26 protein-coding genes and 3 tRNA genes are annotated in these 25,369 nt (G+C 51.4%); 12 read left to right on the top strand and 17 right to left on the bottom strand.

Annotated elements, in window-relative coordinates; translation table 11 throughout:
- Positions 1–65 precede the first annotated feature (65 nt).
- The 4 genes from QNN88_RS09820 to QNN88_RS09805 form a co-directional block, all read right to left on the bottom strand.
- Complete coding sequence (locus tag QNN88_RS09820) at positions 66–1,337, bottom strand: TRAP transporter large permease (RefSeq protein ID WP_044253891.1); 1,272 nt, start codon at positions 1,335–1,337, stop codon at positions 66–68.
- Positions 1,334–1,807, bottom strand: a complete 474-nt coding sequence (locus tag QNN88_RS09815; protein ID WP_414240047.1) for a TRAP transporter small permease — start codon at positions 1,805–1,807, stop codon at positions 1,334–1,336. The genes QNN88_RS09820 and QNN88_RS09815 overlap by 4 nt, the downstream gene beginning before the upstream one ends.
- Positions 1,808–1,873: 66 nt before the next feature.
- A complete protein-coding gene (locus QNN88_RS09810) occupies positions 1,874–2,845 on the bottom strand; it encodes a C4-dicarboxylate TRAP transporter substrate-binding protein (protein WP_414240046.1) in 972 nt (323 codons plus the stop codon).
- Positions 2,846–3,016: 171 nt separating this feature from the next.
- Complete coding sequence (locus tag QNN88_RS09805; RefSeq protein ID WP_414240045.1) at positions 3,017–3,922, bottom strand: GntR family transcriptional regulator; 906 nt, start codon at positions 3,920–3,922, stop codon at positions 3,017–3,019.
- 139 nt (positions 3,923–4,061) lie between these two features.
- Here QNN88_RS09805 and QNN88_RS09800 point away from each other — a divergent pair, with 139 nt between their 5' ends.
- Positions 4,062–5,084, top strand: coding sequence for a zinc-binding alcohol dehydrogenase family protein (locus QNN88_RS09800; protein WP_414240044.1), 1,023 nt, complete (start codon positions 4,062–4,064; stop codon positions 5,082–5,084).
- 57 nt (positions 5,085–5,141) lie between these two features.
- Here QNN88_RS09800 and opgB read toward each other — a convergent pair whose 3' ends face one another.
- From opgB to QNN88_RS09770, 6 genes are all read right to left on the bottom strand, one after another.
- Positions 5,142–7,433 carry a phosphatidylglycerol--membrane-oligosaccharide glycerophosphotransferase gene (gene opgB, locus QNN88_RS09795; RefSeq protein ID WP_414240043.1) on the bottom strand — a complete coding sequence of 764 codons (2,292 nt, stop codon included), beginning with the start codon at positions 7,431–7,433 and terminating at the stop codon, positions 5,142–5,144.
- A gap of 273 nt (positions 7,434–7,706) precedes the next feature.
- Positions 7,707–8,198 carry a DUF2501 domain-containing protein gene (locus QNN88_RS09790; protein WP_275224064.1) on the bottom strand — a complete coding sequence of 164 codons (492 nt, stop codon included), beginning with the start codon at positions 8,196–8,198 and terminating at the stop codon, positions 7,707–7,709.
- A 60-nt stretch (positions 8,199–8,258) separates the two neighbouring features.
- Complete coding sequence (gene dnaC / locus QNN88_RS09785) at positions 8,259–8,996, bottom strand: DNA replication protein DnaC (RefSeq protein WP_046401434.1); 738 nt, start codon at positions 8,994–8,996, stop codon at positions 8,259–8,261.
- Positions 8,997–8,998: 2 nt separating this feature from the next.
- Positions 8,999–9,538, bottom strand: a complete 540-nt coding sequence (dnaT, locus tag QNN88_RS09780; protein WP_414240042.1) for a primosomal protein DnaT — start codon at positions 9,536–9,538, stop codon at positions 8,999–9,001.
- A gap of 96 nt (positions 9,539–9,634) precedes the next feature.
- On the bottom strand, positions 9,635–10,108 hold the full coding sequence (locus QNN88_RS09775) for a threonine/serine exporter (protein WP_414240041.1): 474 nt from the start codon (positions 10,106–10,108) through the stop codon (positions 9,635–9,637).
- The gene (locus QNN88_RS09770; RefSeq protein ID WP_414240040.1) at positions 10,099–10,875 is read right to left on the bottom strand and encodes a threonine/serine ThrE exporter family protein; all 777 of its coding nucleotides are present in this window, start codon (positions 10,873–10,875) and stop codon (positions 10,099–10,101) included. The genes QNN88_RS09775 and QNN88_RS09770 overlap by 10 nt, the downstream gene beginning before the upstream one ends.
- A 295-nt stretch (positions 10,876–11,170) precedes the next feature.
- Here QNN88_RS09770 and pobA point away from each other — a divergent pair, with 295 nt between their 5' ends.
- From pobA to bglJ, 4 genes are all read left to right on the top strand, one after another.
- Positions 11,171–12,361, top strand: a complete 1,191-nt coding sequence (pobA, locus tag QNN88_RS09765; RefSeq protein WP_414240039.1) for a 4-hydroxybenzoate 3-monooxygenase — start codon at positions 11,171–11,173, stop codon at positions 12,359–12,361.
- Between the two features lie 9 nt (positions 12,362–12,370).
- A complete protein-coding gene (locus QNN88_RS09760) occupies positions 12,371–13,243 on the top strand; it encodes a helix-turn-helix domain-containing protein (RefSeq protein ID WP_414240038.1) in 873 nt (290 codons plus the stop codon).
- Between the two features lie 274 nt (positions 13,244–13,517).
- Complete coding sequence (locus QNN88_RS09755) at positions 13,518–14,240, top strand: helix-turn-helix transcriptional regulator (RefSeq protein ID WP_414240037.1); 723 nt, start codon at positions 13,518–13,520, stop codon at positions 14,238–14,240.
- Positions 14,201–14,833 (top strand): DNA-binding transcriptional activator BglJ, encoded by a 633-nt coding sequence (gene bglJ, locus QNN88_RS09750; protein WP_414240036.1) that lies wholly within the window; start codon positions 14,201–14,203, stop codon positions 14,831–14,833. Before QNN88_RS09755 ends, bglJ begins: the two co-directional genes overlap by 40 nt.
- Positions 14,834–14,859: 26 nt before the next feature.
- On the opposite strand, the gene QNN88_RS09745 is transcribed toward bglJ, so the two are convergent.
- The gene (locus tag QNN88_RS09745) at positions 14,860–15,318 is read right to left on the bottom strand and encodes a YbaK/EbsC family protein (RefSeq protein WP_414240035.1); all 459 of its coding nucleotides are present in this window, start codon (positions 15,316–15,318) and stop codon (positions 14,860–14,862) included.
- Between the two features lie 233 nt (positions 15,319–15,551).
- Between QNN88_RS09745 and QNN88_RS09740 the strand changes: the two genes are divergently transcribed.
- A complete protein-coding gene (locus tag QNN88_RS09740) occupies positions 15,552–16,901 on the top strand; it encodes a PTS sugar transporter subunit IIC (RefSeq protein ID WP_414240034.1) in 1,350 nt (449 codons plus the stop codon).
- Between the two features lie 24 nt (positions 16,902–16,925).
- On the opposite strand, the gene fhuF is transcribed toward QNN88_RS09740, so the two are convergent.
- Both fhuF and QNN88_RS09730 read right to left on the bottom strand, forming a co-directional pair.
- On the bottom strand, positions 16,926–17,714 hold the full coding sequence (fhuF, locus tag QNN88_RS09735; RefSeq protein WP_414240033.1) for a siderophore-iron reductase FhuF: 789 nt from the start codon (positions 17,712–17,714) through the stop codon (positions 16,926–16,928).
- Positions 17,715–17,827: 113 nt separating this feature from the next.
- Positions 17,828–18,892: a diguanylate cyclase gene (locus QNN88_RS09730; RefSeq protein WP_414240032.1), complete on the bottom strand. Its 1,065-nt coding sequence runs from the start codon at positions 18,890–18,892 to the stop codon at positions 17,828–17,830.
- 244 nt (positions 18,893–19,136) lie between these two features.
- Between QNN88_RS09730 and QNN88_RS09725 the strand changes: the two genes are divergently transcribed.
- Positions 19,137–19,373 (top strand): DUF1435 domain-containing protein, encoded by a 237-nt coding sequence (locus tag QNN88_RS09725; RefSeq protein ID WP_414240031.1) that lies wholly within the window; start codon positions 19,137–19,139, stop codon positions 19,371–19,373.
- A 37-nt stretch (positions 19,374–19,410) separates the two neighbouring features.
- On the opposite strand, the gene QNN88_RS09720 is transcribed toward QNN88_RS09725, so the two are convergent.
- The 4 genes from QNN88_RS09720 to rsmC form a co-directional block, all read right to left on the bottom strand.
- Positions 19,411–19,497, bottom strand: a tRNA-Leu gene (locus tag QNN88_RS09720).
- Positions 19,498–19,528: 31 nt separating this feature from the next.
- Positions 19,529–19,615: transfer RNA gene (locus tag QNN88_RS09715), tRNA-Leu, on the bottom strand.
- Between the two features lie 28 nt (positions 19,616–19,643).
- Positions 19,644–19,730: transfer RNA gene (locus tag QNN88_RS09710), tRNA-Leu, on the bottom strand.
- Between the two features lie 264 nt (positions 19,731–19,994).
- Positions 19,995–21,026, bottom strand: a complete 1,032-nt coding sequence (gene rsmC, locus QNN88_RS09705; RefSeq protein ID WP_414240030.1) for a 16S rRNA (guanine(1207)-N(2))-methyltransferase RsmC — start codon at positions 21,024–21,026, stop codon at positions 19,995–19,997.
- 102 nt (positions 21,027–21,128) lie between these two features.
- On the opposite strand from rsmC, the gene QNN88_RS09700 reads away from it, so the two are divergent.
- From QNN88_RS09700 to osmY, 5 genes are all read left to right on the top strand, one after another.
- A complete protein-coding gene (locus QNN88_RS09700; RefSeq protein WP_414240029.1) occupies positions 21,129–21,542 on the top strand; it encodes a DNA polymerase III subunit psi in 414 nt (137 codons plus the stop codon).
- Entirely contained in the window at positions 21,511–21,957 is a 447-nt protein-coding gene (gene rimI, locus QNN88_RS09695) for a ribosomal protein S18-alanine N-acetyltransferase (RefSeq protein WP_414240028.1), read from the top strand. The genes QNN88_RS09700 and rimI overlap by 32 nt, the downstream gene beginning before the upstream one ends.
- A 14-nt stretch (positions 21,958–21,971) precedes the next feature.
- The gene (gene yjjG, locus QNN88_RS09690) at positions 21,972–22,649 is read left to right on the top strand and encodes a pyrimidine 5'-nucleotidase (RefSeq protein WP_414240232.1); all 678 of its coding nucleotides are present in this window, start codon (positions 21,972–21,974) and stop codon (positions 22,647–22,649) included.
- Positions 22,650–22,741: 92 nt separating this feature from the next.
- Positions 22,742–24,331 carry a peptide chain release factor 3 gene (gene prfC, locus QNN88_RS09685; RefSeq protein ID WP_061075300.1) on the top strand — a complete coding sequence of 530 codons (1,590 nt, stop codon included), beginning with the start codon at positions 22,742–22,744 and terminating at the stop codon, positions 24,329–24,331.
- Positions 24,332–24,736: 405 nt separating this feature from the next.
- Positions 24,737–25,354 (top strand): molecular chaperone OsmY, encoded by a 618-nt coding sequence (osmY, locus tag QNN88_RS09680; protein ID WP_414240027.1) that lies wholly within the window; start codon positions 24,737–24,739, stop codon positions 25,352–25,354.
- Positions 25,355–25,369 lie beyond the last annotated feature (15 nt).

Here is a 25,369-nt window from a genome sequence, read left to right as displayed (position 1 = left end):
GTATAACGCGCTGTCCGGTCGCAGGGAAAAGTCCCCGCGACCGGGGACATGATGGGGTTAACAGGTCAGACGAGAAATAACGAAATAGCCGGTATGTAGGTCACCAACATCAGCATGAGTAACAAAGTACCCAGTAACGGCAGAGACTGGCGGAAAAACTGTCCGACGGAAACCTGCGTAATATTGCAGACCAGTAACATGACGGTGCCAACCGGCGGCGTGAAGGCGCCAATAGAAAGGTTGAAAATCATGATGATACCGAAATGTACCGGGTCGATACCAAAATGCGCCACGACAGGTTTAAGCAAGGGAACCAGGATCAACAGAATGGCATTCCCTTCAAGAAACATCCCCAGTGTTAGCAAAAGAATATTGATAATTAACAGGAATATGTATTTGTTTTCTGTCAGCGTCGTAACAAAGTTCGCCACCGCGACGCCGGCATGTTCCATTGAGAAGATCCAACCGAGTGCGGCGCTTGCCATGATCACTAACATGACCGATGCCGTTGCCCGCGCCGTTTCTCCCAGGGCTTTCACAACATGGCCGAGAGTCATTTGACGATAAATGAAGAAACCGATAATCAACACGATGAGTACCGCTGCCGCACCGGCTTCTGTTGGGGTGAAGATGTTGGCGCGAATCCCTCCTACGACGGCAAATATCAAAAACAGCGCGGGCCATGCCTGCCCAAGCGAGAAGAGCGCTTCCTTACCGGTAGGCCAGGTGTCGCGTGAGGGTTTCGCGTTGGTTTTACGGGCAACCAGATAAACCGTAAACATTAACAACACCGCACAGAGCAGACCCGGAATCAGACCGGCCATGAACATTTTCCCGATGGAGACATCTGCCACCAGACCATAAATAATCAGGGCAATCCCCGGCGGGATGATCGGCGTGACAAGCGAACCCCCGGCGGTGATCGCCGCCGCAAAGGCGCGGTTGTAGCCTTTACGCTCCATCTCGGGAACCATCATGCGCGACAGCATCGCTGCGTCGGCCAGGTTTGAGGCGCTGACTCCTCCCATCATGGTGCTGACCAGAATATTGGCGACCCCGAGTCCACCCCGCATTTTACCGACCAGAATATTCGCCACCTGCAGGATACGTTCTGCAATCCCGGTATAACTCATCAGCGTACCCAACAAGATAAAGAAGGGGATTGCCAGCAGGGACGGGCTTTGGGTTGGCGCAATCAACCGCTGAACCGCAATTTCAATCGGAACCGTGGAAAAGAAGAGGAAATAGGCAATAATGCCGATAAACATTGCCAGATACACACGAATATTCAGAAATAAGCACACGATCATTAGTGGAATAATTAATAACCAGCTCATTGTTTTTCCTCGCCAACATCACCCTGTTTAACGTCATTAATTAACCAGTAGAGCGTGTAAACTGCCGTTGCCAGGGTACCGACCGGAACAGCGACATCAATCCAGAACCAAGACACTTTTAATATTTGCGTGACCTTATACTGCGCCATTTCCGCCAGTCGATAACCCAGCCAGGCCATATAAACCAGCAACCCAATGGAAAGCACGGCAACCAGCGAAGCAATAATGCGTTTGACTTTATGTGGGAGCATATCGACGACAAAAGGAATAGTCAGATGCGCCCGGTCACGTTCAGCGACTACGCCACCCAACATCACCACCCAAATCATCAGCAATCCAGACACTTCCTCAGTCCACTGAATGGGTTGTCCAATAAAATAACGCATGAACACGGCTGCAATGGTCATGATCACCAGGATAAACAATGCCAGCGCTGCGCCCAGTTCTACAAGCTTGCCAAAGAAACGCATTAATCCTCCTTCAGAGAGTCGCCCTGGCCTTGAGAGAAAAAGGCTTCGAGCGATCTGTGCCTGTATTTATTGCAGTTGCTGTTGAATGGTTTCATACAAGCCCGGCGTCCACTCCGGGAATTGCGTATAAACGTTGCGGGCTTTCTGACGGAAGGCTTCGGTATCCGGGTAAATGACTTCGACACCTTCTGCTTCCATGGCCTTCAGCATTTCCGCGTCGCGTTCAATCGTTAATTTCTGGCTGTAGAGACCCGCTTCATAACCCGTTGAATGAATCAACTCCAGTTGCTCAGGGGAGAGCGTACTGAAAAAGGCTTCACCGCCAATCCATACCGAGGTGTTGGTCAGGTAATTGACCATCGACAGATATTTCGCCTGCTCAAACAGTTTTTGCCCTTGCAGAACAGAAATTGGGTTTTCAACGCCATCAATGACGCCCTGAGTCAGTGCAGGGTAAACTTCACCCAGTGGCATCGGGGTTGGCGTGGCGCCCATCGCCTGAATGGCTTTAATTTGCATCACGTTATTCGGTACGCGGATTTTCATCCCCGCCAGATCTTCCACTTTGCGAATCGGTTTTTTAGAAATAATCTGACGGGTGCCGTACAGATAATTGTTCATCACCACATGAATCCCTTTTTTCTTCAGGTCTTCATTTTTTTGGCGAAACCAGTCGCTCTCATAAATTTTGAAGAGTTTCTGCGGATCGTCAGTCAGATAAGGTCCAAACAAAATACCTAAATCAGGTTCATAATCGGCGAGGAAAGCCACATCGGTGAGCGTGATGACGTTCATTCCCATCATGGCTTGTTCAGTCACATCTTGTTTTGACCCTAGCTGTGAGCTGGGATAGAGAACCAGCGTTATTTCTCCATTACTTTTTTTATTCAGAATGTCAGCCCAGTAGCGCATCACCACATCTAATGGCTCGCCTGGATTATTCTCATATGCGACTTTAATAGAAAGCGGTTTAGCCTGAATGGTGAATGGCAGAAAAAAAGTACAAACAGTAATCAGCACGGCTATTATCTTGTTCATTTTCTACTTGCTCCCAGGGGTCAACGAATAAAACTCACTTTTGTACTGGCGGAAAAAATCAGAGTGAATCCTGCCTAATCAGAAAGTAAGCAGAAAGTCATCATGGTGCTGTATGTGTTGTATGAATTCGTGCTCTTGCTAAAGGTTTGTTGTTTTTAATGTGTTTTTAATTTACTCATTTTCTTGCCGGATAGAGCGAATCATCGATTGTTTCGCCGTATTCAGATGGTTACGCAGTGCAAGAAGCGCATCGAGGTCGCTGCGGCAAATCAGCGCGCTGAGGATGGTCATGTGTTCATCAATGGCGATGATATTGCGTTGTTTAAGATCGCGTTCATCCCACTGGTAATGGAAATGGAAGATAACTGAAATAATCTCAAGTGATTGATTGAAAAATATATTATTGGCAGCAGAGAGCAACAGCGCGTGAAAATCACGGTCCAGCAGGGAGAACATACGAAAGTTGCTGCCGACGCTGTCGCGCAGCGTACGGTGGCGTTCCAGCAGCATTTTGGCCTGCAGCCAGCGCGGATCGTCATCCGGCAGATTGAGAAAGTGCTGTAGCGCATGGGTTTCCAGCATCTCACGTAGCTCAAAAAGCTGTTCGGCATAGGACTGATCGAACTTTTTCATGCTCCACTGGCCGCGCTTCTCGCTCTGAATGAGATCGTAACGTCCAAATTTTAATAGGTATTCTCGTACTACCACCGGGCTGACGCCTGCCGATCTGGCCAGTTGAAGTTCTGAAAACGTCTCGCCAGCACGAAGCTGGCGTTGGTTAATCATCGTATAAAACGCCTGCTCAAAAATACGGCTCTGCTCCGCCATGGAGGCCGTGGTACAGGCAAAACCATCATCATGTTCAGGGCTTCGGGTAATGACGTGGTCGTTACCGACCTGGGTTAATACGCCGCACTCGCTGAGGTGATTCAGCATATGGCGTACGGTGGTGCGACTGATGTTGTACATCTCGGCTAATGCGCTTTGCGACGGCAACGGGGAAGGAAGATGGCCGCGCGCCATATCATCGATCACCTGGTTAATGACATTGTGACGTAAATTTTGCGAACGGCTCATTGGGATCTCCTTTTGACTGCATTAAAACCCGATTTAAAACATTTTAATGCGCAGGGTTTCACAAATTAGCTTTCTCGTTACGCGGCTATTTCTATTTTCATCAATATCTGAAGCAACAAAGAAACAGGAGCGCATAACGATGTCCACAATGAATATGTTGATTTGCCAGGAACCCAGGAAATTAATTCATGAGATACGCGACATACCGATTCCGGATAAAAAGGAAGTATTAATTAAAATTAAGTCTGTCGGTATTTGTGGTACCGATATTCATGCCTGGGGAGGTAATCAACCTTTTTTTAGTTATCCACGCGTGTTAGGCCATGAAATATGTGGGGATATTGTGACGCTCGGCGAGAAGGTCACACAATTTAACGTGGGTCAGCAGGTGGCGGTGATCCCTTATGTTGCGTGTCAGCAGTGTCCTGCATGCCTGGGAGGGCGAACGAACTGCTGCGAGAAAATCTCGGTGATCGGCGTACATCAGGACGGAGGGTTTAGCGAGTATCTCAGCGTGCCGGCAACCAACCTGTTGTCGGCGGAAGGGATTGATCCTCAGGCTGCGGCGCTGATCGAGCCTTATGCGATTAGCGCGCATGCGGTACGCCGTGCCGCTATCGCGCCCGGTGAGCAGGTGCTGGTCGTTGGGGCCGGGCCAATTGGGATCGGGGCGGCGGCTATTGCCAAAGCGGAGGGGGCGCAGGTGGTGGTGGCCGATACCAGTGCGGCGCGTCGCGAACACGTTGCTTCTCGTCTCGGCCTGCCGGTGGTGGATCCCTCTGCTGCAGATTTTGAGGCTCAACTGCGGGCACAATTTGACGGTTCACTGGCGCAAAAAGTGCTCGATGCGACCGGTAACCAGCATGCCATGAACAATAGCGTTAACCTGATCCGCCACGGCGGCACCATCGTTTTTGTCGGGCTGTTCAAAGGCGATTTACAGTTCTCTGACCCGGAGTTTCACAAGAAAGAGACCACCATGATGGGCAGCCGTAATGCCACGCCGGAGGATTTTGCGAAGGTCGGACGGCTGATGGCGGAAGGCAAATTGAGCGCTGAAATGATGCTCACGCATCGCTATCCGTTCAGCCAGCTTGCGGAGATCTTTGAACAGGATGTGATTAACAACCGGGCGTTGATCAAAGGGGTGATTACGTTCTGACGATTGCCATGCAGCGCCCGGAGTGGTGTTGGGCGCTGTTTTTTTTATTGTCGGTGGTCAGCCCTGAGCGCTGACCACTTTGATTTCAACCATGCCGATCCCCAGCTTACGCGGTGAGTGGCCGAGGATGTTGCCTTCGTTGGTCGGGACTGGCGCAGGAGGGACAATCACCAGCGTATCCGCCTCCGTCGGGTTGTCGAAATGCAGCGTGGTGGTGGTGACATCGTGACCTAACACCAGCGTCTGCTCTTCTTTGCCCACGCGCACCGGAATGGGACGATTCGCATTGTCGCCGAAGGCTTTCGCGGTGATCACCAGGTCGAATTTTTTCGGCAGCGGCTGTTTGTACTCGATCTTCACCTCTTCCGCCAGTTGCGCGTTAGACCAGCGTCCCCAGGATTCCGGACGAGAAATCCCGCTGAACTGCTTCACCTCTTCCGGCGCGCCTGCCACGTTGAAGACAAAGCTGTCGGCTTTATAGCGGATGTCGTTATCGACGATTTTCAGTGTATCGACGTTGCCTTTGTAGCGTTCCATGTCGATCACCGTGTCTTTAAAGGCCGTCTTACCTTTCCACTGTGCTTTATCAACATGCTGGACGGTTTGCTCGCCGCCAAGCTGACCCTGCGAGACGCACCAGTCGGTTGAGAGCGCCAGTTCCGGCGACCACAGCTGACCCATCTTATAGCAGCGATCGACCCAGACGAAGTTATCGCGCGGGGCAAAATCGGCAAGCTGAAAGCGCAGCGGGGCGGAGTATTCGCTTTCCGGGAGTGGCTCGACGCGCTTATCCGACACCCGCAGCAGTAACGGCAGACGGAAATGGCTGCCGGAGAAAGCGATCATATTTTTATCCCGGTCGACGGTGAAATCTTTCATCTCTTTCGGGAAGTTCCACAGGCGAATGATATCCGGCTTCATGGCGAGGATCTTTTCTTTGCTGTTGAGGAACACTTCCGACATCGACTGGCCCGACAGGCTGCTGCGCCCCAGACCGATAAAGTTATCACCACCGAGAATATCCAGCACCGTGGCGCCGTTATCCATCGTGTTACGTTTGACTGCCAGCGTCTCCTGCTGCGGTTTGTCCCCGCGTATCACGAAGAACAGGTTGTTGCGATCCTGTTTGTTCAGGTATTTCCATGCGCTGTTGTTCATCGCCAGATGGTCCGAAGAGACCACAATCACGGTATCTTTGAACCACGGTGAGGCTTTGATTTTATTGATAAACGCCGCAATATTTTCCTGACTACAACTGACAGCGCTAAAGGACTGGTTGGGTTTACCGTCGAAATCATAGCGTTTGCGGCTGCAGGTGCGCGAGATAAAACCATCCGGATGATGGGTATCGACGGTCAGGGTAAACAACGAAAAACGCTGACCGGAACGGGAGAGCTCTTCGAACTTCTTCCACGCTTCATCCAGTACCGTGTCGTCATAGAAGCCCCAGTCATTGCGGTAATTCGGATCGGCGACGACGCTTTTTAACTCTTCGGCGCCATACAGATAATCGAAACCGTGGGACTTCAGGAACACGTCTTTCCCGGCAAAACGCAGGTTTGCCCCCTGCACAAAGTGGTTCTGATAGCCGGAGTTTTTCAGGATATCCCCGAGGCAGATATTCTGCGGGAAGAAACTGGAAACCGATGCCGACGCGTTGCCTTCAAACGGTGCGAACAGCGGAATGCCGCACTGAGAGGCGACCATCCCGGCAATGGTGTAATCCGTACCCGGTAACTGCTGGGTGTGGCTGAAATCCATGCCTTCGTTTTTCAACGCGCCGAGTTCCGGAGTGAGTTCCGGAAAGGCTTCATTATCGAAATAGGTACGTTCCAGGCTTTCACCGTAGATGTACACCAGGTTCAGCTTCGGGTTGGGGATGCTTTTCGCCGGCTCTTTATAGTAGGCCGCGAAATCGGGATCGCCGTCGCGGGTCTGGGATTTGACCAGTTCGCTGATCTGACGAAATGCCGGACTGGCATCGACGGAACCCAGCGCCAGCAGCAGTGCCAGCAGGCTGTAACCAAAATGATGAGGATGATGACGGCGACGACGCAGTACCCAGCCCAGCGTACCAAAGACCGCCACAAGCGCTAACGCAATGCCAATGCCCGGCAGAATGTATTTGCCGACACCGGCCCCTGTCAGACTGTTCGTCAACGTGTAGAGTACGGCATCGTTAATTCCATCACCTGTGAAATAGTCGCTGGCGAACAGCGTGATATTCAGAATCACAAAAAGTCCCAGCACCGTCAGGTTGGCGGCAAACCACCAGGTGTTGCGACCCGCTTTGCAGGCATAAATCAGTACAGAGGCAAGAAACAGCGCGATGGAGAGTAACTCAGACAACGGACGATCCTCACAAACAGCCTTGTGATAAGGCTCTAAACCAGGCGTTCAACTGGCAGCTCAGCGTTTACGGAAAAGTACAATGTAATGGGGTTGTCACTTAGCTGCAATTCTAGTGACATTTAATTACCTTGTTATTCAGAATTAGTTTAGAAATAGGCTTTTTTGATCGTCGTCACTTCCCGTCATACCTGGCGTGGGTAAAAGAGAAGAACGAAAAGGGAGGGGACGCGCCGCGCAGGGTGGAAAACGGCCAAAACGCGGCGTCGGGGATCAGGAAATAAAGTTCATACCCTGTTTGAGTACCAGATCGCAGGCTTTCGTCTTCACTTTTTCTGCGAGCGGCGTACTGCCGATATTATTCAGGTTAAGCTGCTGACCGTCTTTGGTATTGAGCAGGCCCTGAATACCGTCCAGATAGTTGGTGTCCTGCTTTTGCTCGGTCGCGCCGAGACCAAGCTTATCCAGTACCTGATTTTTCACATTTTCTGCATCAGTAACGGACGCCAGCTTCTGCTTCGCGCAGTACTGCAAAATCCCGGCGGCGTTATTCATATTGTTCGCACTCAGCGCCTGATTGCCGCCATTGAGCAGGCTGGTCAGGGAAGAGAGCGATGTCCCGCTTTGCGACGAGGTGGTGCTCTGCTTGCTCAGTTCGCTGGCTGCGCTGGTGAGAGAGTCCTGCCATGAGGCGGCGAAAGTATTAGCTGCGAAGCAGGCGCTGGCCGCGATCGCGCAGCACAGCAAACGTTTTGTCGTTTTCATTGTGATTACTCGTGTATAGACCTTCGTCGGTGTATAGCGCCGCTCAGTCTAAGAATGGTCTTAATACTCTTTGCCGGTTACCCGACTGCGGAAGCTGTCCCAGTTGAAGATCACCCACAGGCTGTTACCCAGCCGCATGCGATCCATCACGCGTTCGCCCAGCAGTTTGGTCATTTCTTCCATATTACTGTTGGTGAGCATGCCAGTGGGGCGCTTTGAGGAGGAACGACGATCGACGATCTGGTTGATGATCACCTTTTCATAGCGCGATTCGGTTTGCACGCCGATCTCGTCAATGACCAGCAGATCAACATTGCTCAGATCGTTCAGCAACTGCTCTTCGCTGGTTTCACGATTGCTGAACGTCTCTTTCATCGCCGACATGATGTCCGCCACGGTGATAATCAGCACTGACTTCCCGCGCAGCAGTAGCTCGTTGCAGATTGCCGCGGCGAGGTGGTTTTTCCCCGTTCCTGGTTTGCCGGAGAAGATAAAGCTGGCGATATTGCCATCGAACTCTTCCACATACTGTCGCGCTTTGCTCAACGCATTCATCTGGCCTTCACATTCCACATGATAATTATCGAATGAGCAGTTTTGATGTAGCGGACGGATGCCGGAACGGTTAAAAGTACGCTGCATTTTCATCGCCCGGTTTTCACGAGCCAGCGCGGCGGCACGAATTTCACCTTGCTCCTTCTGCCAGGCCAGTAGCTCTTCACCCGTTTTGAACGCCGGTTCGATATGGGCGGGCATCATTTTTTGCAGGCGTTTCATCAGATCGCCAACGTTTTTCATGGTTAACCTCTAAAACCCGGTGGAATTTGATTATCTGGTTCGCTGACCGTGTTCACATCGCGCTTCGGCAGGCCGCCGTTGCTTGCGCGGCCGATCTGCACGCTGCGCGCCAGTTTTTGCTGCCACTGCACGTGATGAAACAGTTTGCCTTCCGCTTGCCAGTAGGTCACGAACGAAGCCAGTTCTTCAGCGGTGACCGGTTCTCTTAACGCGACACCCCACAGCGCAGCCTGACGCTGGAAGTCGGCGTCCGGTTGCCAGGCTGGATACATGGCGAATTTCCCCAGCGGTACGGCGACCGGCACTGGCTGTGGTTCCTCATAAAACTGTGCATCCAGCGTCACATCGCTCCCGGGGCGGGCGAGCTTTTCTTCGAGCGCCAGCAGTTGTGCCAGGCGAGCGGGGGTCAGTACGTAAAAGGCAGGGGCGTTGTTGGCAAACACCGCCACCGCGCCAGCTTCAGACTTCGCCAGCACCGTCTGGTGATCGTGTAATAAGGCGTCAATACCAATGACGTCCGGGGTCAAAATTCTGGATGACATAACGTTTCTCAATACCGACTACAACCGAGAAGGGACACTGTTTCTATAGTAACACACCGTAGAGGAGGAGCGGCAGGGATGCGCCTGCCGCGGCGATTAAACGCGTGGGCGTTTTCGGTAGAGCCAAAGGCCTGGCACGGAGAGTCCGATCGAAAGCGCGCCCACAATTGACGAGGCTTTCAGGAAATTGGTCAGCAATGTAATCATCAACGGTTCGCTATAGCCAAAGTGGCTGATTTTTACTGCAGAGATCATTGCTGTGTAGGCTGAAATTCCAGGGAACATCGGGATCACCGCCGCAACGGTAAACACTTTCGGGTGCGCCAGATACCAGCGAGACCATTGGATGCCGATGCTGCCGACAAGCAGCGAGGCGACAAACGTTGACCATTCAATATTGAACCCGGCGGTCATCATCACCATGCGCGAACCGTGACCAAGCGCACCGAGCAGCGCGCACCAGGGCAGGGCGCGGTGGGGGACGTTAAAGACCATCGCAAATCCCAGTGCGGGGATCGCGGAAAGCAGCATGTCCTGCATCAGCGCGAGAATGAAATCGATTATACCCATCCGCGAAGCCCCCAAAGTGTCAGCGCCATGACCACGCCCACGCAGGTTGCGAGCGTCAGCAGGCTGGCGATCGCCCAGCGTGCCAGACCGGTATTGATGTGTCCTTTAAACATATCCGCCACCGCATTGATCAGCGGAAAGCCGGGAACCAACAGCAGGACACTGGCGGCCATCGCCACCGTGGGCGTCTGGCTAAAGGCGGGAAGATGTAACATCAGCCCGGAAATGGTGGTCGCGACAAAAGCCGTGACGCAAAAGTTGATCTGTGGATGCAAATGGCGATGCGCCAGGATTTGACGAATATACATCGCCACCATGCTGGCAAAAAAGGTAATCACCGCGCCGTCCCAACCGCCGTTATTCAGCTTACAGAAGCAGGCGCAGGAGAGACCGACCATCAACGCAACCAGCCAGCGCGGATAGCGCAGGGGCCTGACCTGACTGAAACGCTTCTCGACGCCTTTGTAATCCAGCAGCTTGTGTTCGGCGAGGATGACGATGTGCTGCACCTCAGTGACCACATGCATATTAATGCCGCGATCCTGGTTTTTTCGCGTGGAGGTCAGACACTGCCCGTCTTTAATAGTGGTCAGAACAATAGCATTGGAGGAGATAGCGCTTTCAACGCTGTCCATCCCCAATGCCAGCCCGAGTCGGGTGGAGAGTTCATCAACTAGCGCGCTCTCCGCGCCGTGTTGCAGTAAAAAAAGTCCACACTGAATGCATAACCGTGTCACCATTCGCTGAAATGACTGCTCTTCTTGCATGACTCGCCCTGGCTGAAAAGACGCGTTGCGTACTGTCGAATAACGAAAGACTCCTTTGTATCACGAAGCATGCATTTTTTGGCTCCGGCTGAGATCAATCTTTCTGTTGAAAAAAACGTCTGCTTTATGATTGCCAGAATTTGAACGACTCCACACTTTTGCCAAATCGGTGAAAAGTGCAATTTTTACCCGCATTCGGACCTTCTTTTTCTGTTCCTGCTTATCAAAAATGCAATTTGAAACTTTTATTCAACATTGATTAAACAAATAATCAACTATGCAGGTGAGGAATGTGATGAAAACTCAGGTCGCGATTATTGGGGCTGGACCTTCCGGGCTACTGCTGGGGCAGTTGTTGCATCAAGCGGGGATCCGCACTGTCATCATCGAACGACAAACGCCGGAGTATGTGCTGGGGCGCATCCGCGCGGGGATCCTCGAGAGTGGGACCGTTTCGCTTTTGCGGGAAGCTGGTGTAGCGCAGCGTATGGACAGCGAAGGCCTGGTACATCATGGCGTTGAGTTTATTTTTGATGGCAAACGCATTCCCGTCGCGCTGAGCGAATTGACCGGTGGCAAAAGCGTCATGGTTTACGGACAAACGGAAGTTACACGGGACCTGATGCAGGCGCGCAACAATTGTGGGGCCCCCACGATTTATGGCGTCCAGCAGGTTGAGATTCACGATGCCAAAAGTGACCATCCGTCAGTCACGTTTGAGAAAGAGGGAGAGAAGTGCCGACTTGAGTGCGATTTCATTGCCGGGTGCGATGGATTCCACGGTGTTTCCCGACAAAGTATTCCTCGTGACCTTATCCGTGAGTACGAAAGTATCTGGCCATTTGGCTGGCTTGGGCTGCTGGCCGATACACCGCCAGTCAATCCTGAGTTAATTTATGCACATCATGAGCGCGGGTTTGTACTTTGTAGTCAGCGCTCACTAACCAGAAGCCGCTACTATTTGCAGGTCCCGCTCAGCGAGCAGGTGGAGTCCTGGAGCGATGAGCGCTTCTGGGGCGAGCTGAAAAGGCGGCTCCCTGATGAACTGGCCTCGAAGTTAGTGACTGGTCACTCACTTGAGAAAAGCATCGCGCCGTTGCGTAGTTACGTGGTGGAGCCGATGCAGTACGGCAAGCTCTTTCTGGTCGGTGATGCAGCGCATATCGTTCCGCCGACCGGAGCAAAAGGACTGAATCTGGCCGCGTCCGACGTCAACTATTTATGGCGTATTTTGACGCAATACTATCAGCACGGGCGCAGCGATCTGCTGGCGACCTATTCCCGTCTGGCTCTTAACCGCGTATGGAAAGGGGAACGATTCAGTTGGTTTATGACACACCTGCTACATGATTTTCAGGAAAAGAGCGATTTTGATCGCAAGATGCAGGAGGCAGATCGACAGTACTATCTGGGCTCAAGGGCCGGACTGACGACGATTGCGGAGAATTACGTCGGGCTGCCTTACGAAGAGGTGGGCAAGCGATGAGGGAAAACAATGCAACAGGCTGAAATTATTCCTGTTTTCAAACTGTATGGTGAACAACAGGGATGGCCAACGCCCGATCTGCTGCACTGCGAGTCGATTCATCAGCGCAGCAGTCTGTATGAATGGCATATTCGGGTGCATCAGCATGCTGAGATTGTCCAGTTGCTTTATTTGCATCGGGGCGAAGCAATAATTGAAATCGAGGGACAGACCACGGTCATGCGCGATGCCTGTATTCAGGTCGTCCCTGCGCTTTGTGTCCACGGCTTTCGTTTTTCACCCGGCACCCAGGGCTACGTTCTTTCTCTGGCGTTGCCGCTGATTGGCCGCCTGGAGTCTCAGTTTCCACAGCCGTTGCCATTGCTCAATACCCCACAGTGCGTGCCGGTGGCTCAGTCTCGCAGCCACATCCGCACGCTTTTTTCCGCCTTACAAAAAGAGTATCAGACCGATAGTGAGGCGCGGGAAATGATGTTGTTTTCATTGCTGAGCGCGCTTCTGGTCTGGCTTCGTCGGCAGAGCAGGCCAGCTAAGCAACCGAAAGACACTCTGGCGCGCCGTCGTAGCGCAATACGCCTTTTTGCCCGGCAGGTTGAGAGCCACTATCGCGAGCATCTTCCTCTTGCTGAATACGCCCAGCGCATCGGCCTTTCAACCAATTATCTGAACCAACTATGCCGTGAGTTCCATCATTGCAGTGCATTAAACGTATTGCATCAGCGGTTGATACTTGAAGCGAAACGCAGTCTGCAATATACCAGCATGACTATCAGCCAGATCTCCGACTATCTGGGATTCAGCGATGTCACCTACTTTTCCCGTTTCTTTAAAAGGCATTCTGCGTTGTCTCCGAAGGCATACCGGGAATTAATTAAAAAATAGCTTGTCCAGAATTGGATAAATAAAAAATTCATATATAAAAAAAGAATGCTTAATATCTTGTTCTGGAATGCGGAGTACATATCGACAATATCGACTTGTATTATACCCCGCGATAGTTGTATAACCGCGTCATACAGAATTAGAGTATAAACACCAGGGATAAACAATTCATATTGTCTATTGTTTTATTTTTTGTATTGCATGGCTGTATGTGTTAATTCAAGTGCGATTCATTAATAACAGATAGATTAATTAATATGGATATGGAGGATATATGTTGCCAGGATGCTGCAAAAACGGAATAGTCATCAGTAAAGTCCCTGTGATACAAGCGGGGCTCCATGGGGTTATGCAACAGCATTTCCCGGAGTATGAACTCACCACTTGCGGTGTTGTAGAAGAACTCACGCCACTGCAACTGCGTCGGGCGGAATTGGCGATCGTGGATTTAACCGGTGAATGTCATCAGCCGCGAACTGTCTGTGAGCAGTTCTATACACTTCTTTCTCAATACCGGGATGTTCATTGGGTTTTTCTGGTATCGCGGGCGTATTACGCACAGGCAGTCGAATTATTGATGCGCCCCTCAAGTACGTTGTTATCGGATATTGAACCGATTGAGAGTCTGGTCAGAACCATTCGTTCCGGGCATAAAAATCCTGACAAAATCAGTAAAATGTTGTTGTCACCTACCCAGTTCGAACATCTGGAGTTTAGTTCCCACACTATTCTCTTGACGCTATCAGAGCGAAAAGTACTGCGCCTGTTAGGGAAAGGTTGGGGGATTAACCAGATTGCTGCGTTACTTAAAAAAAGTAATAAAACCATCAGTGCCCAGAAAAACAGCGCTATGCGCCGGTTATCAATACACAGTAATGCGGAAATGTACGCATGGATTAACAGTTCTCAGGGAGCAAGAGAACTGAACTTACCTTCAGTATATGGAGAGGCCGCAGAATGGAACACAGACACTGTACGCGAAACGTCGCACTCATAGAAAAATGTGTTATGAGTGGTATTGGTATTCAGAATCTATTTAACGCAACCCCTGACAATCAATATAACCTGCATCTTTATTTGACGCTGGATGATTTTCAACAGGCGATGAAGACGACTGTTTTTTCTGCCGTTATTTTTTCGCTATCTTCTATCCGAAAATACCGGCGAGTAGGGTTAATGAGTCTGACTGAGCTTGCCGAAAACTATCCCGGCATGCGTCGTCTGGTTATTGCGGATGATGATGTTGAAGCGCGTTTAATCAGCGTACTGTCGCCCTTTCCGCTAGATGGCGTACTGAGCAAAGAAGCCCCGCTTCCTGCGCTACAAGAGGCATTATTTACGGCATTAAGCGGCGCGAGGCGGATCAACGAAAGCAACAGCAATCTTTGGTATCTTAATCAGAGTCGCATGCTGAGCCCGACAGAGCGTGAGATTTTGCGCTTTATGTCCTGCGGTTACTCAATGCCGCAAATTGCGACTGAACTGGCGCGGAATATTAAAACCATTCGGGCGCATAAGTTTAATGTGATGTCGAAGCTGGGGGTGAACTCTGACGCTGGTTTACTGCATGCGGCGGATATTTTACTTTAATCACCGCAATAGTCAGTAACGGACGTTTACTGGCACACATCAACCCAGATAGCAGAAGTCAGTTCAGCCATGCGCTCTGGTGCAATACGCACTGCGCTATCGATAGCGCCGGCAGCAGGAAGCACTTCGGTAAACGCTCGTAAAGAGATGTCACAATACACGGGCAACGGGGTTTCCAGTCCGAAAGGGCAGACCCCGCCAACGGGATGTCCCGTCGCATTGACGACCTCATCACTGCTTAACATGCGCGCTTTGGCACCGAAAGTGCTTTTAAGTTTCTTATTATCCAGTCTTGCATCGCCTTTGGCGACGATCAGGATGATGGCGTCCTTAACCTTCAGCGAAAGGGTTTTCGCTATCTGTCCTGGCTGGACGTTATGTGCTTTTGCCGCCAGTTCCACCGTCGCGGTGCTTTGACCTAATTCAATGATTTCAATATCCGGGGCATGTTCGGCCAGAAATTGCCGTACCGATTGCAAACTCATTCGATTCTCCTGACGCTTTTTTTTAATCCCAACGCTTCAGAAAACTGCTGGCGTAATTTGGCATAAGTCGTCCTGTACTGTAAATATTTTAATGTAACAAACCAGCAACATGGGCGATTTTTCGATCCTCTTCACAATCACGGAAACCGGTTACCGTAACCGGTTGCAGTCTGTGAAAGAGCGATTAATACTGGAGCTGTCACTTCCTCTGTATCACATAAAAAGAGCCACTTATGAAATCTACCAACCATGCAGTCTTTAATGTGATTTTCCGGTTTGTTGAAAACTATGTGAGTCCGATTGCCGGGCGCATTTCTTCACAGCGTCATGTTATGGCTATTCGTGATGGCTTTATCTCTGCCATGCCTTTTATGATTGTCGGATCTTTTCTGCTGGTTTTTGCCTATCCTCCATTTTCGCCGGATACTACCTGGGGATTTGCCCGGGCCTGGCTGGATCTGGCGAAGCAATTTGAAGGGCAGATCCTCACCCCTTTTGATATGACCATGGGGATCATGTCGATCTACATTTGTGCAGCCATCGCCTATAACCTCGGAAAACATTACGCGAAATCGCATCAGTTGGATCCTTTCATGTGCGCTATGTTATCGATCATGGCTTTTTTACTGGTGGCGGCGCCTAAAACAAAAGGCACGTTACCCGTAGATAGCCTCGGCGGAACCGGGATTTTTACGGCGATACTGGTGGCGATTTACTGCGTAGAGATGATGCGCTTTCTGAAGGCGCATAACATTGGCATACGGTTACCTGAACAGGTACCGCCGATGATTAAAAACTCATTCGATCTGCTGATCCCGGTGCTGGTTGTGGTACTGACGTTGTATCCGCTCAGTCTGTTGATTCAGGCACAGTTCGATATGCTCATCCCGCAAGCCATTATGTCCATCTTTAAACCATTGGTGTCGGCTGCCGACTCTCTGCCAGCGATTTTACTGGCGGTACTGATTGGCCATCTGTTGTGGTTTGCAGGTATCCACGGTGCGGCGATCGTTTCCGGAATGCTGCAAATGTTCTGGCTGACCAACCTTGGCATGAATCAGACAGCGCTGGCGCAAGGGGCACCATTACCGCATATTTTCATGGAGGCATTCTGGACATTCTTCATCGTGATCGGTGGGTCGGGTGCGACGATGGGGCTCGTGATTTGCTATCTGCGCAGTCGTTCCGTGCATCTGCGCTCAATAGGCCGGCTGAGCGTAGTACCCAGTATTTTCAACATTAACGAGCCAGTGATTTTCGGTACGCCCATTGTCATGAACCCGGTGTTCTTTATTCCTTTTCTGCTGGCACCGATGGTGAATGCTGTGTTGGCCTGGGCGGCGATGAAACTGGATCTGATTGGTCGCGTGATTTCAGTGGTGCCGTGGACCGCGCCAGCGCCGGTCGGTGCGGCGTGGGCATTAGGCTGGGATTATCGCGCGGCGATTCTGGTGGTTCTTCTGGCTATGGTTTCAGCGGTCATCTACTTCCCGTTCTTTAAAGTGTACGAGAAGCAGTTGCTGGAACAAGAGGCTGAAGAGGCACAGCGTTCAGACGCGGAAAACGAACAGATTGCGTTGTAATCTTCTGGGGGGCGTTCCCCCAGATTACTTCAGCGTACAGTCACCACATTGCTGAACGTCTGGCAGGCGATAGCGCTGACAGCATGTTCTGCGCACCAGAATCCCTTCTCGAGGGACGACGGTGCGCCAGAGCGGGTTGTCAGCACCACAGGACAACTGCTTTTCAAAGAAGCAGACCTGGCGTAGCGTATTCAACAACTCTTCCCCCAGCAGCGGTTTCATCTCGGTGAGATACCAGTTAATCAGATAGCCGGTATTGCTCCAGATAAGTTTACCGTTGATCTCGCCGGTCGCTTCAAGCACCTGAATGACTGGCATCAGTGCCTGCTTAACCAGTGTTTCCATGCGCGCCTGCGGTGATTGTGTTGTCGTCAGTAGATCCTGGTGGACGTCAATCCAGAAGCAGGCGGCACGTCCCGTTTCGTGAAACTCAACGTGAACATGTTCAGGTGAGACATCCATTGCCGCCTCCTGCGTGAGCAGAGCAAGCATCAACGGGGGCACCATCAAACCGATATACCACTGCGCCCATAGCGAGATTAGCGGTTTATTTTCGCGCGGTTGTGTAGGGTGGTTGCGATAAATATGATCGGAGTAAATTGCCAGCAAAGACTTGAGTTCACTGGGACGACGCCATTGCGCCAGTGTCATCGCGCTCTGCGGAGCTGGTTCATCCAGACGGATGAAATCCAGCAGATGCTCACGCGTCTGAGCCAGGGTTGCGCGCACGGCCTCAGCCAGCGAGGGCATCTGCGGCTGGAGAGGCCCTCGCCAGATGACATCGTCAATGATCGGTGCGGAACGGTAGGCCATAATCTGGATAGAAATCTAAATGATAATGATTTCCAATCCTAGCGATAGACATAACCGATAGCAAGATCTTTGTTTGTCTGGCATTGAACGGCGCACGAATGCGCCGTGGTTTGTCAGGCGATACCCGGATCACCACTGACTAAAATATGGTTGCGACCCTGATCCTTCGCTTTATAGAGCGCCTGATCGGCATGAAGAATCGCCGCTTCCACATCTCTTCCCTCCAGAGGTGCAATACCGATACTGATCGTGACATGAGTCGCGACACTTTCATTGAATATATGGGGAATTTTAAGATCGTAAACGTTCTGTCGGATGCGTTCAGCCGCCGTACGGGCTGCCTGCGGGTCACTCGCCGTCAGTAACACCATAAACTCTTCACCGCCAAAACGGGCGACAACATCGCGTGAACGCACGGCATTGCGGATCGCGGCGGATACGCGGATCAGCGCCTGATCGCCCATCATATGCCCGTAGTGATCGTTGTAGGCTTTAAAGTGGTCGATGTCGATCAGTAAAACGTAATGCTCATGCGTGTCCAGTTCCAGCACGGCTTTCAGCTTATGCTGGAGCCCGCGTCGATTGTACAAGCCCGTTAATGGATCAAGCATGCTGAGGTCCGTCAGCGTCTCTTTTTCGGCGAGTAATTTGAACATTAATTGTTGGGCGAAATCATCGTAACGTTTTTGAATCACATGCTGGATTGCGATACCGACCATGGGCAGAGCCATAAAAAAAAGTAGCCGCAGACCGTTTTCGCTGCCGTTTAACCATAAGCAGGCCAACAAGGACGGTAGCGAATGAAGGGTAAATGCAATGATATTATTGGCAAAAGCAATAGAGCCTATAAATAACACCGTCAACAGTGCAATCAGCAAAAAAGAATTATCAGGATTCTGCTGAGCCAGGTATTTCAGCGTAATGTGTGCTGCCCATAACCCACCAAAGAGTATCGAGATGGCATGGAGATTAATCCGCTTCTTTGCATACCTTACATGCCATGTCAGTAACGCAGTACTCAGCACAAGGATGAGGACTCCTGGTGTGGAGAGGGTTTTATTGGGATAGATCGGAAAGGCTACGGCAAACAACGCGGAAATAGCGTTGAGAAACAAAAAGAGTCGCAGAGAGAGTTGGTATTTTTTTGTGCGCAGAGTTTGCAAGGATTGTGCAGTCATATCTTAACTTCATTATTTATCTAACAATTACACAGTTCAGGTCACACAAATAATGGGCGAGAAGGTGCTCGCATAAGTTCAGATTATTGTGTCTCTATGTTTACCGCTGTGCAATTTATCACCTTAAATAATTCGTGTCATCATTGCTTAAGTAAAGCTCATGTAAGTGGTGTATGGGTTGCTGACAAATGAGAAAATTTATCATATGATATTGGTTATCATTATCAATGTGAGAGGTGAAACCATGTTGCAACGGGCGCTGGGTAGTGGCTGGGGAGTCTTGCTGCCGGGGATCGTGATTGCCGGGCTGGCGTTTGCCGATCTTTCCCTCGGGGCATGGAAGACCATTATTGTATTCGGCTTGTTGTTGACACCAGCGATGCTCTATCACAAACAATTACGGCACTTTGTGCTGTTACCATCATGTGTTGTGTTGATCGGCGGGATGATGCTGGTGATGATGAACGGGAATCAGGGATGAATAACAGGAAATACGCAGGTGAGGAAGATAAGATAATTGGTGCGAGGGGGGGGACTTGAACCCCCACGTCCGTAAGGACACTAACACCTGAAGCTAGCGCGTCTACCAATTCCGCCACCTTCGCACAGTCATCTTATTTTTTGATATCGCCTCGTTGGTGCGAGGGGGGGGACTTGAACCCCCACGTCCGTAAGAACACTAACACCTGAAGCTAGCGCGTCTACCAATTCCGCCACCTTCGCCCAGTGCGAGCAATATCAACGTGGTTTATGGTGCGAGGGGGGGGACTTGAACCCCCACGTCCGTAAGGACACTAACACCTGAAGCTAGCGCGTCTACCAATTCCGCCACCTTCGCATACCATCGATTCTTAAAAAGAATCGCTACCACGGAGGCGCATTCTAGTGGTTTTCAGCTTTTCGTCAATAGTTAATTACGCGGGATGGCGATGATTGCTGCAAAAACGGCCATTCACATGGCCGTTTTTCCTTCTTTGTGGTTATCAGCCGAAAATCAATGAGTTGATTTTCCTTGTTTATAGTGAGGTGATCTCTTCTTGTCCGGTATCGGGATGAGGTTTGTCATCCCTCTCAACGGCCATTCACATGGCCGTTATAACAATTAGGCTTTTTTGGCCTGGCGGGTCATGATGGTGCGATAAACCTTGAAGCGCCCGGTCTGGGCAATGACCTCGTGGAAACCAAACGTCTCATCCAGCACCTGTGGATATGGCAGGAAGGCGTTAGCGACAATGCGCAATTCGCCGCCGCTGTTAAGATGACGTACCGCGCCGCGAATCAGAGTTTGCGCGGCGTCCAGGCTGGTCTGCATCCCGTCGTGGAACGGTGGGTTGGAGATGATCATGTCAAAGCGGCCTGTCACGTCAGAAAAGACATTGCTGGCAAAAACCTCACCTTCAATACCGTTTGCCGCAAGCGTTGCGCTGCTGGCTTCCACCGCTGGTGCGGCGACGTCGCAGAGCGTCAAACGCACTTTCGGCGAATGGCTGGCCAGCGCGACAGAAAGCACGCCTGCGCCACAGCCGACGTCCAGCACTTTGCCTTTGGTATGCGGCGTCAGGGTGGAAAGCAGCAACTGGCTGCCGACATCCAGACCATCGCGGCTGAAGACGCCCGGTAAGGTTTTGATCGTCAGCCTGTCAACGTTGTACTCGCCCCAAAATTTATCGGCATCAAACGTCGGCTGCATTTCCAGACGACCGTGATACAGGCCGCAACGACGTGCGCTGTCGATTTTATTCAGCGGGGCGTATTCCGCCAGCATTTGCTCGGCGCTCCGTACGCCACTGCGGTTTTCACCGACCACGAAAATGTCGGTTCCCACGGGAAGCAGCGACAGAATGTTCATCAACTGGAACTGGGCTTCTGGTTTGTTTTTCGGCCAGTAGTAGATAAAGGTGTCGCAGTCAGCCACGTCTTGCGCTTGTGCGACAAGGCTGAAGCGTGCGTTGTCGCCCATCTGGCGGCTCAGCACCTGCCAGTGGTGGAATTGTTGGGTATGCACGCGGCGGTCAGCGCTTTCAAAGCGTGCGGGCAGGTCATCCTGCAAGTCTCCGGCAAACAGAATACGGCTTTGTTCGAAATCATCACTGTGGCGCAGCAAGACTTCACTTGCCGGGGTAAAAGCAGACATGGAAAACTCCTTAATTCATACAGCGGGCGATTATAGACGTTTGATGGCGTCTATTCGACTAATTTGCTATATTTGCGCCCCTGAATACAGGAGCGATTCGCTATGACAACCCGACGAGACTGGCAGTTACAGCAACTGGGCATTACCCAGTGGTCGCTGCGTCGCCCCGGCGCGTTGCAGGGAGAGGTAGCAATTTCCATTCCCGCACATGTCCGTCTGGTAATGGTAGGCGAAACACTGCCGCCGCTGACCGAACCTCTGGTCAGCGATATTCTGCGCGCATTAACCCTCAGTCCCGATCAGGTTTTACAGGTGACGCCAGAACGCGTTGCGATGCTGCCAGAGGGCAGTAGCTGCAACAGTTGGCGGCTGGGCACTGACGCGCCGCTGACGCTGGAAGGCGCGCAGATTGCCACGCCTGAATTTGATGAATTACGGGTAAACCCAACGGCACGCGCCGCACTATGGCAACAAATCTGCACACATGAACACGATTTCTTCCCTCAATCAGAGTGATTTATCCGCCGCCTTTCAGATTGAAAAGCGCGCCCATGCTTTTCCCTGGAGCGAACAGACTTTCGCCAGTAATCAGGGGGAACGCTATCTGAACTATCAATTCACGGTAGACGGGAGAATGGCGGCCTTTGCGATTACGCAGGTGGTGCTGGATGAAGCTACGCTGTTCAATATTGCCGTTGATCCCGACTTTCAGCGCCGGGGATTAGGGAAAGCGCTGCTTGAACATCTCATTGATGAGTTAGAAAAACGCGGCGTCCTGACGCTGTGGCTGGAGGTTCGCGCCTCCAACGTTGCCGCCATCGCACTGTATGAAAGCTTAGGCTTCAACGAGGCAACGATTCGCCGCAATTACTATCCGACCGCTGACGGTCGTGAGGACGCCATCATAATGGCTCTGCCAATCAGTATGTAAAAGAAGGTGTAATGATGAAGTGGGACTGGATTTTCTTTGATGCCGACGAAACGCTGTTCACGTTTGACTCGTTTACTGGCTTACAGCGGATGTTTCTTGACTACAGCATCACCTTTACCGCTGAAGATTTTCAGGACTACCAGGCTGTGAATAAACCGCTGTGGGTGGACTACCAAAACGGCGCGATCACCTCATTACAGCTTCAACATGCCCGTTTCCAGAACTGGGCAGAACGGTTAAAGGTTGAGCCGGGCTCGCTTAACGATGCCTTTATGAATGCGATGGCCGAAATTTGCGCGCCGTTGCCGGGTGCGGTTTCACTGCTCAATGCGATTCGCGGCAAAGCTAAAATTGGCATCATTACCAATGGTTTCACCTCGTTGCAGCAAATCCGTCTGGAACGCACGGGGCTTCGCGACTACTTTGATTTGCTGGTCATTTCCGAAGAAGTGGGCGTGGCAAAGCCGGATCCGAAGATTTTTGACTACGCGCTTGCGCAGGCGGGCAATCCCGATCGTTCTCGCGTACTGATGGTCGGTGATACCGCTGCGTCCGATATTCTCGGCGGCATCAACGCCGGGCTGTCCACCTGCTGGCTGAATGCCCATCATCACGAGCAGCCGGAAGGCATCGAGCCGACCTGGACCGTATCGTCATTAGCCGAACTGGAGCAACTCCTGTGTAAACACTGATTGCCTCCCCCCCGCTGATGGGTAAAATAGCCGCAATTTTTCGTATTCAACATGCGCGGTGCGATGCCGCGTTTACTCAAGAAGAATGAACTATGACGTTGTCTCCTTATTTGCAGGAGGTGGCCAAGCGCCGCACTTTTGCCATTATTTCTCACCCGGATGCGGGTAAAACCACCATCACTGAGAAGGTGTTATTGTTCGGACAGGCGATCCAGACTGCCGGTACGGTAAAAGGCCGTGGTTCCAGTCAGCATGCGAAATCGGACTGGATGGAAATGGAAAAGCAGCGTGGGATCTCCATTACCACCTCCGTGATGCAATTTCCGTATCACAACTGCCTGGTTAACCTACTCGACACCCCCGGGCACGAAGACTTCTCCGAAGATACCTATCGTACCCTGACGGCGGTTGACTGCTGTCTGATGGTGATCGACGCCGCAAAAGGCGTCGAGGATCGTACCCGTAAGCTGATGGAAGTCACCCGTCTTCGTGATACGCCGATCCTCACTTTTATGAACAAACTCGACCGCGATATCCGGGACCCGATGGAATTACTGGACGAAGTCGAGAACGAGCTGAAAATTGGCTGTGCGCCGATTACCTGGCCGATTGGCTGCGGGAAGCTGTTCAAAGGCGTTTACCATCTTTATAAAGATGAAACCTATCTGTATCAGACCGGTAAAGGCCATACCATCCAGGAAGTGCGCATTGTAAAAGGGCTGGATAACCCGGATCTCGACGCGGCCGTGGGCGACGATCTGGCGCAACAATTGCGCGACGAGCTGGAACTGGTGAAGGGCGCCTCTAACGAGTTTGATAAAGAGCTGTTCCTGGCGGGTGAAATCACCCCGGTCTTCTTTGGTACCGCGCTGGGTAACTTCGGCGTTGACCATATGCTGGATGGTCTGGTGGAGTGGGCGCCAGCGCCAATGCCGCGCAAAACCGATACGCGCGTGGTGGAAGCGGAAGAAGAGAAGTTCACCGGCTTCGTCTTTAAAATTCAGGCCAACATGGACCCGAAACACCGTGACCGCGTGGCATTCATGCGCGTTGTTTCCGGCAAGTACGAAAAAGGCATGAAGATGCGTCAGGTCCGTATCGGTAAAGACGTGGTGATCTCTGACGCACTGACCTTTATGGCCGGTGACCGTTCGCATGTCGAAGAAGCTTACCCGGGCGATATCCTCGGTTTGCACAACCACGGCACTATCCAGATTGGCGACACCTTTACTCAGGGTGAAATGATGAAGTTCACCGGCATCCCGAACTTTGCGCCTGAACTGTTCCGCCGCATTCGTCTGAAAGATCCGCTGAAGCAGAAGCAGTTGCTGAAAGGTCTGGTACAGCTTTCCGAAGAAGGTGCGGTACAGGTGTTCCGTCCGATTGCCAACAACGATCTGATTGTGGGCGCGGTTGGTGTGCTGCAGTTCGACGTGGTCGTTGCCCGCCTGAAGAGTGAGTACAACGTTGAGGCTATTTATGAGTCCGTCAACGTGGCGACAGCGCGTTGGGTGGAATGCGCTGACGCGAAGAAATTCGAAGAGTTTAAGCGTAAGAACGAAGTTCAACTGGCGCTCGATGGCGGTGATAACCTGACCTACATCGCGCCGACGATGGTGAACCTCAACCTGACGCAAGAACGTTACCCTGACGTTCAGTTCCGCAAAACCCGCGAACACTAATCGCCCTGCAGAGCGCGGCATCCGCTGCGCTCTGCGACTTTTCCTGCCTTTTTAGCCCCTTGCGGAATGTTCTTAAATCCCTCTGTTTTGCTTATGACTGCCTGTTTTTTGCGCAACCCGACGAGCGATTTCGAAATTGTGATCTATATTTAACAAAGTGATGACATAAATGTCGGCTTTAAATACCGTTCAATGCGTGAATTTAAGTACTTAACGCTGATGTTTATTGTAGTCGCCATATTAATAACTGACTCGGAAGGGCTGCGGCAAGAGCATCATCATCACGCTTGTGATTGTGACCGCTGCCATTGACTTCTGAACTGGGTGAGTGTCTCACCCCATTCAGCAATGCAACCCTGGGTTGCCTGAGCTCAAATTACGAGCAAACCAAACAGGACTAAATCGATGACTATGACAAGACTTAAGATTTCTAAAACTCTGCTGGCCGTGATGTTGACCTCTGCTGTTGCTACGGGTTCTGCCTATGCAGAAAACGCAACGACGGATAAAGCGCAGTCCGGTACTGAAAGTGCAGGGCAAAAAGTCGATAGCTCTATGAATAAAGTCGGTAATTTCATGGATGACAGCGCCATTACTGCAAAGGTAAAAGCGGCACTGGTGGATCATGAAAGCATTAAGAGCACCGATATTTCCGTTAAAACCGAACAGAAAGTGGTGACGCTGAGTGGCTTCGTTGAGAGCCAGGCGCAGGCGGAAGAAGCGGTAAAAGTCGCGAAAGGTGTTGAAGGCGTCACGTCCGTTAGCGACAAACTTCACGTTCGTGACAGCAAAGAAAGCTCCGTGAAAGGATATGCCGGTGACACCGCCACGACCAGCGAAGTGAAAGCAAAACTGCTGGCAGATGACATCGTCCCGTCCCGAAAAGTGAAAGTTGAAACGACCGATGGTGTGGTCCAGCTTTCCGGCACCGTCGATTCACAGGCGCAAATTGAACGCGCTGAAAGTATCGCAAAAGCGGTTGATGGTGTGAAAAGCGTCAAAAACGACCTGAAAGCTCAGTAATTCTTTGTATTCCAC

This window comes from Citrobacter sp. ANG330 (genome assembly GCF_047467925.1).
Lineage (GTDB): Bacteria > Pseudomonadota > Gammaproteobacteria > Enterobacterales > Enterobacteriaceae > Citrobacter_A > Citrobacter_A amalonaticus_G.
This window is presented reverse-complemented; position numbering and strand designations above follow the sequence as displayed.

Bases quoted from the DNA above. Each gene is read 5' to 3' on its own strand.
- yjjG (WP_414240232.1), top strand. From the start codon at position 21,972: ATGAAGTGGGACTGGATTTTCTTTGATGCCGACGAAACGCTGTTCACG.
- rimI (WP_414240028.1), top strand. From the start codon at position 21,511: ATGAACACGATTTCTTCCCTCAATCAGAGTGATTTATCCGCCGCCTTT.
- prfC (WP_061075300.1), top strand. From the start codon at position 22,742: ATGACGTTGTCTCCTTATTTGCAGGAGGTGGCCAAGCGCCGCACTTTT.
- pobA (WP_414240039.1), top strand. From the start codon at position 11,171: ATGAAAACTCAGGTCGCGATTATTGGGGCTGGACCTTCCGGGCTACTG.
- QNN88_RS09730 (WP_414240032.1), bottom strand. From the start codon at position 18,892: ATGACTGCACAATCCTTGCAAACTCTGCGCACAAAAAAATACCAACTC.
- QNN88_RS09820 (WP_044253891.1), bottom strand. From the start codon at position 1,337: ATGAGCTGGTTATTAATTATTCCACTAATGATCGTGTGCTTATTTCTG.
- QNN88_RS09740 (WP_414240034.1), top strand. From the start codon at position 15,552: ATGAAATCTACCAACCATGCAGTCTTTAATGTGATTTTCCGGTTTGTT.
- QNN88_RS09790 (WP_275224064.1), bottom strand. From the start codon at position 8,198: ATGAAAACGACAAAACGTTTGCTGTGCTGCGCGATCGCGGCCAGCGCC.
- QNN88_RS09800 (WP_414240044.1), top strand. From the start codon at position 4,062: ATGTCCACAATGAATATGTTGATTTGCCAGGAACCCAGGAAATTAATT.
- rsmC (WP_414240030.1), bottom strand. From the start codon at position 21,026: ATGTCTGCTTTTACCCCGGCAAGTGAAGTCTTGCTGCGCCACAGTGAT.
- bglJ (WP_414240036.1), top strand. From the start codon at position 14,201: ATGGAACACAGACACTGTACGCGAAACGTCGCACTCATAGAAAAATGT.
- QNN88_RS09770 (WP_414240040.1), bottom strand. From the start codon at position 10,875: ATGCAAGAAGAGCAGTCATTTCAGCGAATGGTGACACGGTTATGCATT.
- QNN88_RS09775 (WP_414240041.1), bottom strand. From the start codon at position 10,108: ATGGGTATAATCGATTTCATTCTCGCGCTGATGCAGGACATGCTGCTT.
- QNN88_RS09755 (WP_414240037.1), top strand. From the start codon at position 13,518: ATGTTGCCAGGATGCTGCAAAAACGGAATAGTCATCAGTAAAGTCCCT.
- QNN88_RS09805 (WP_414240045.1), bottom strand. From the start codon at position 3,922: ATGAGCCGTTCGCAAAATTTACGTCACAATGTCATTAACCAGGTGATC.
- dnaT (WP_414240042.1), bottom strand. From the start codon at position 9,538: ATGTCATCCAGAATTTTGACCCCGGACGTCATTGGTATTGACGCCTTA.
- osmY (WP_414240027.1), top strand. From the start codon at position 24,737: ATGACTATGACAAGACTTAAGATTTCTAAAACTCTGCTGGCCGTGATG.
- QNN88_RS09700 (WP_414240029.1), top strand. From the start codon at position 21,129: ATGACAACCCGACGAGACTGGCAGTTACAGCAACTGGGCATTACCCAG.
- dnaC (WP_046401434.1), bottom strand. From the start codon at position 8,996: ATGAAAAACGTTGGCGATCTGATGAAACGCCTGCAAAAAATGATGCCC.
- QNN88_RS09810 (WP_414240046.1), bottom strand. From the start codon at position 2,845: ATGAACAAGATAATAGCCGTGCTGATTACTGTTTGTACTTTTTTTCTG.
- fhuF (WP_414240033.1), bottom strand. From the start codon at position 17,714: ATGGCCTACCGTTCCGCACCGATCATTGACGATGTCATCTGGCGAGGG.
- QNN88_RS09725 (WP_414240031.1), top strand. From the start codon at position 19,137: ATGTTGCAACGGGCGCTGGGTAGTGGCTGGGGAGTCTTGCTGCCGGGG.
- QNN88_RS09760 (WP_414240038.1), top strand. From the start codon at position 12,371: ATGCAACAGGCTGAAATTATTCCTGTTTTCAAACTGTATGGTGAACAA.
- QNN88_RS09815 (WP_414240047.1), bottom strand. From the start codon at position 1,807: ATGCGTTTCTTTGGCAAGCTTGTAGAACTGGGCGCAGCGCTGGCATTG.
- QNN88_RS09745 (WP_414240035.1), bottom strand. From the start codon at position 15,318: ATGAGTTTGCAATCGGTACGGCAATTTCTGGCCGAACATGCCCCGGAT.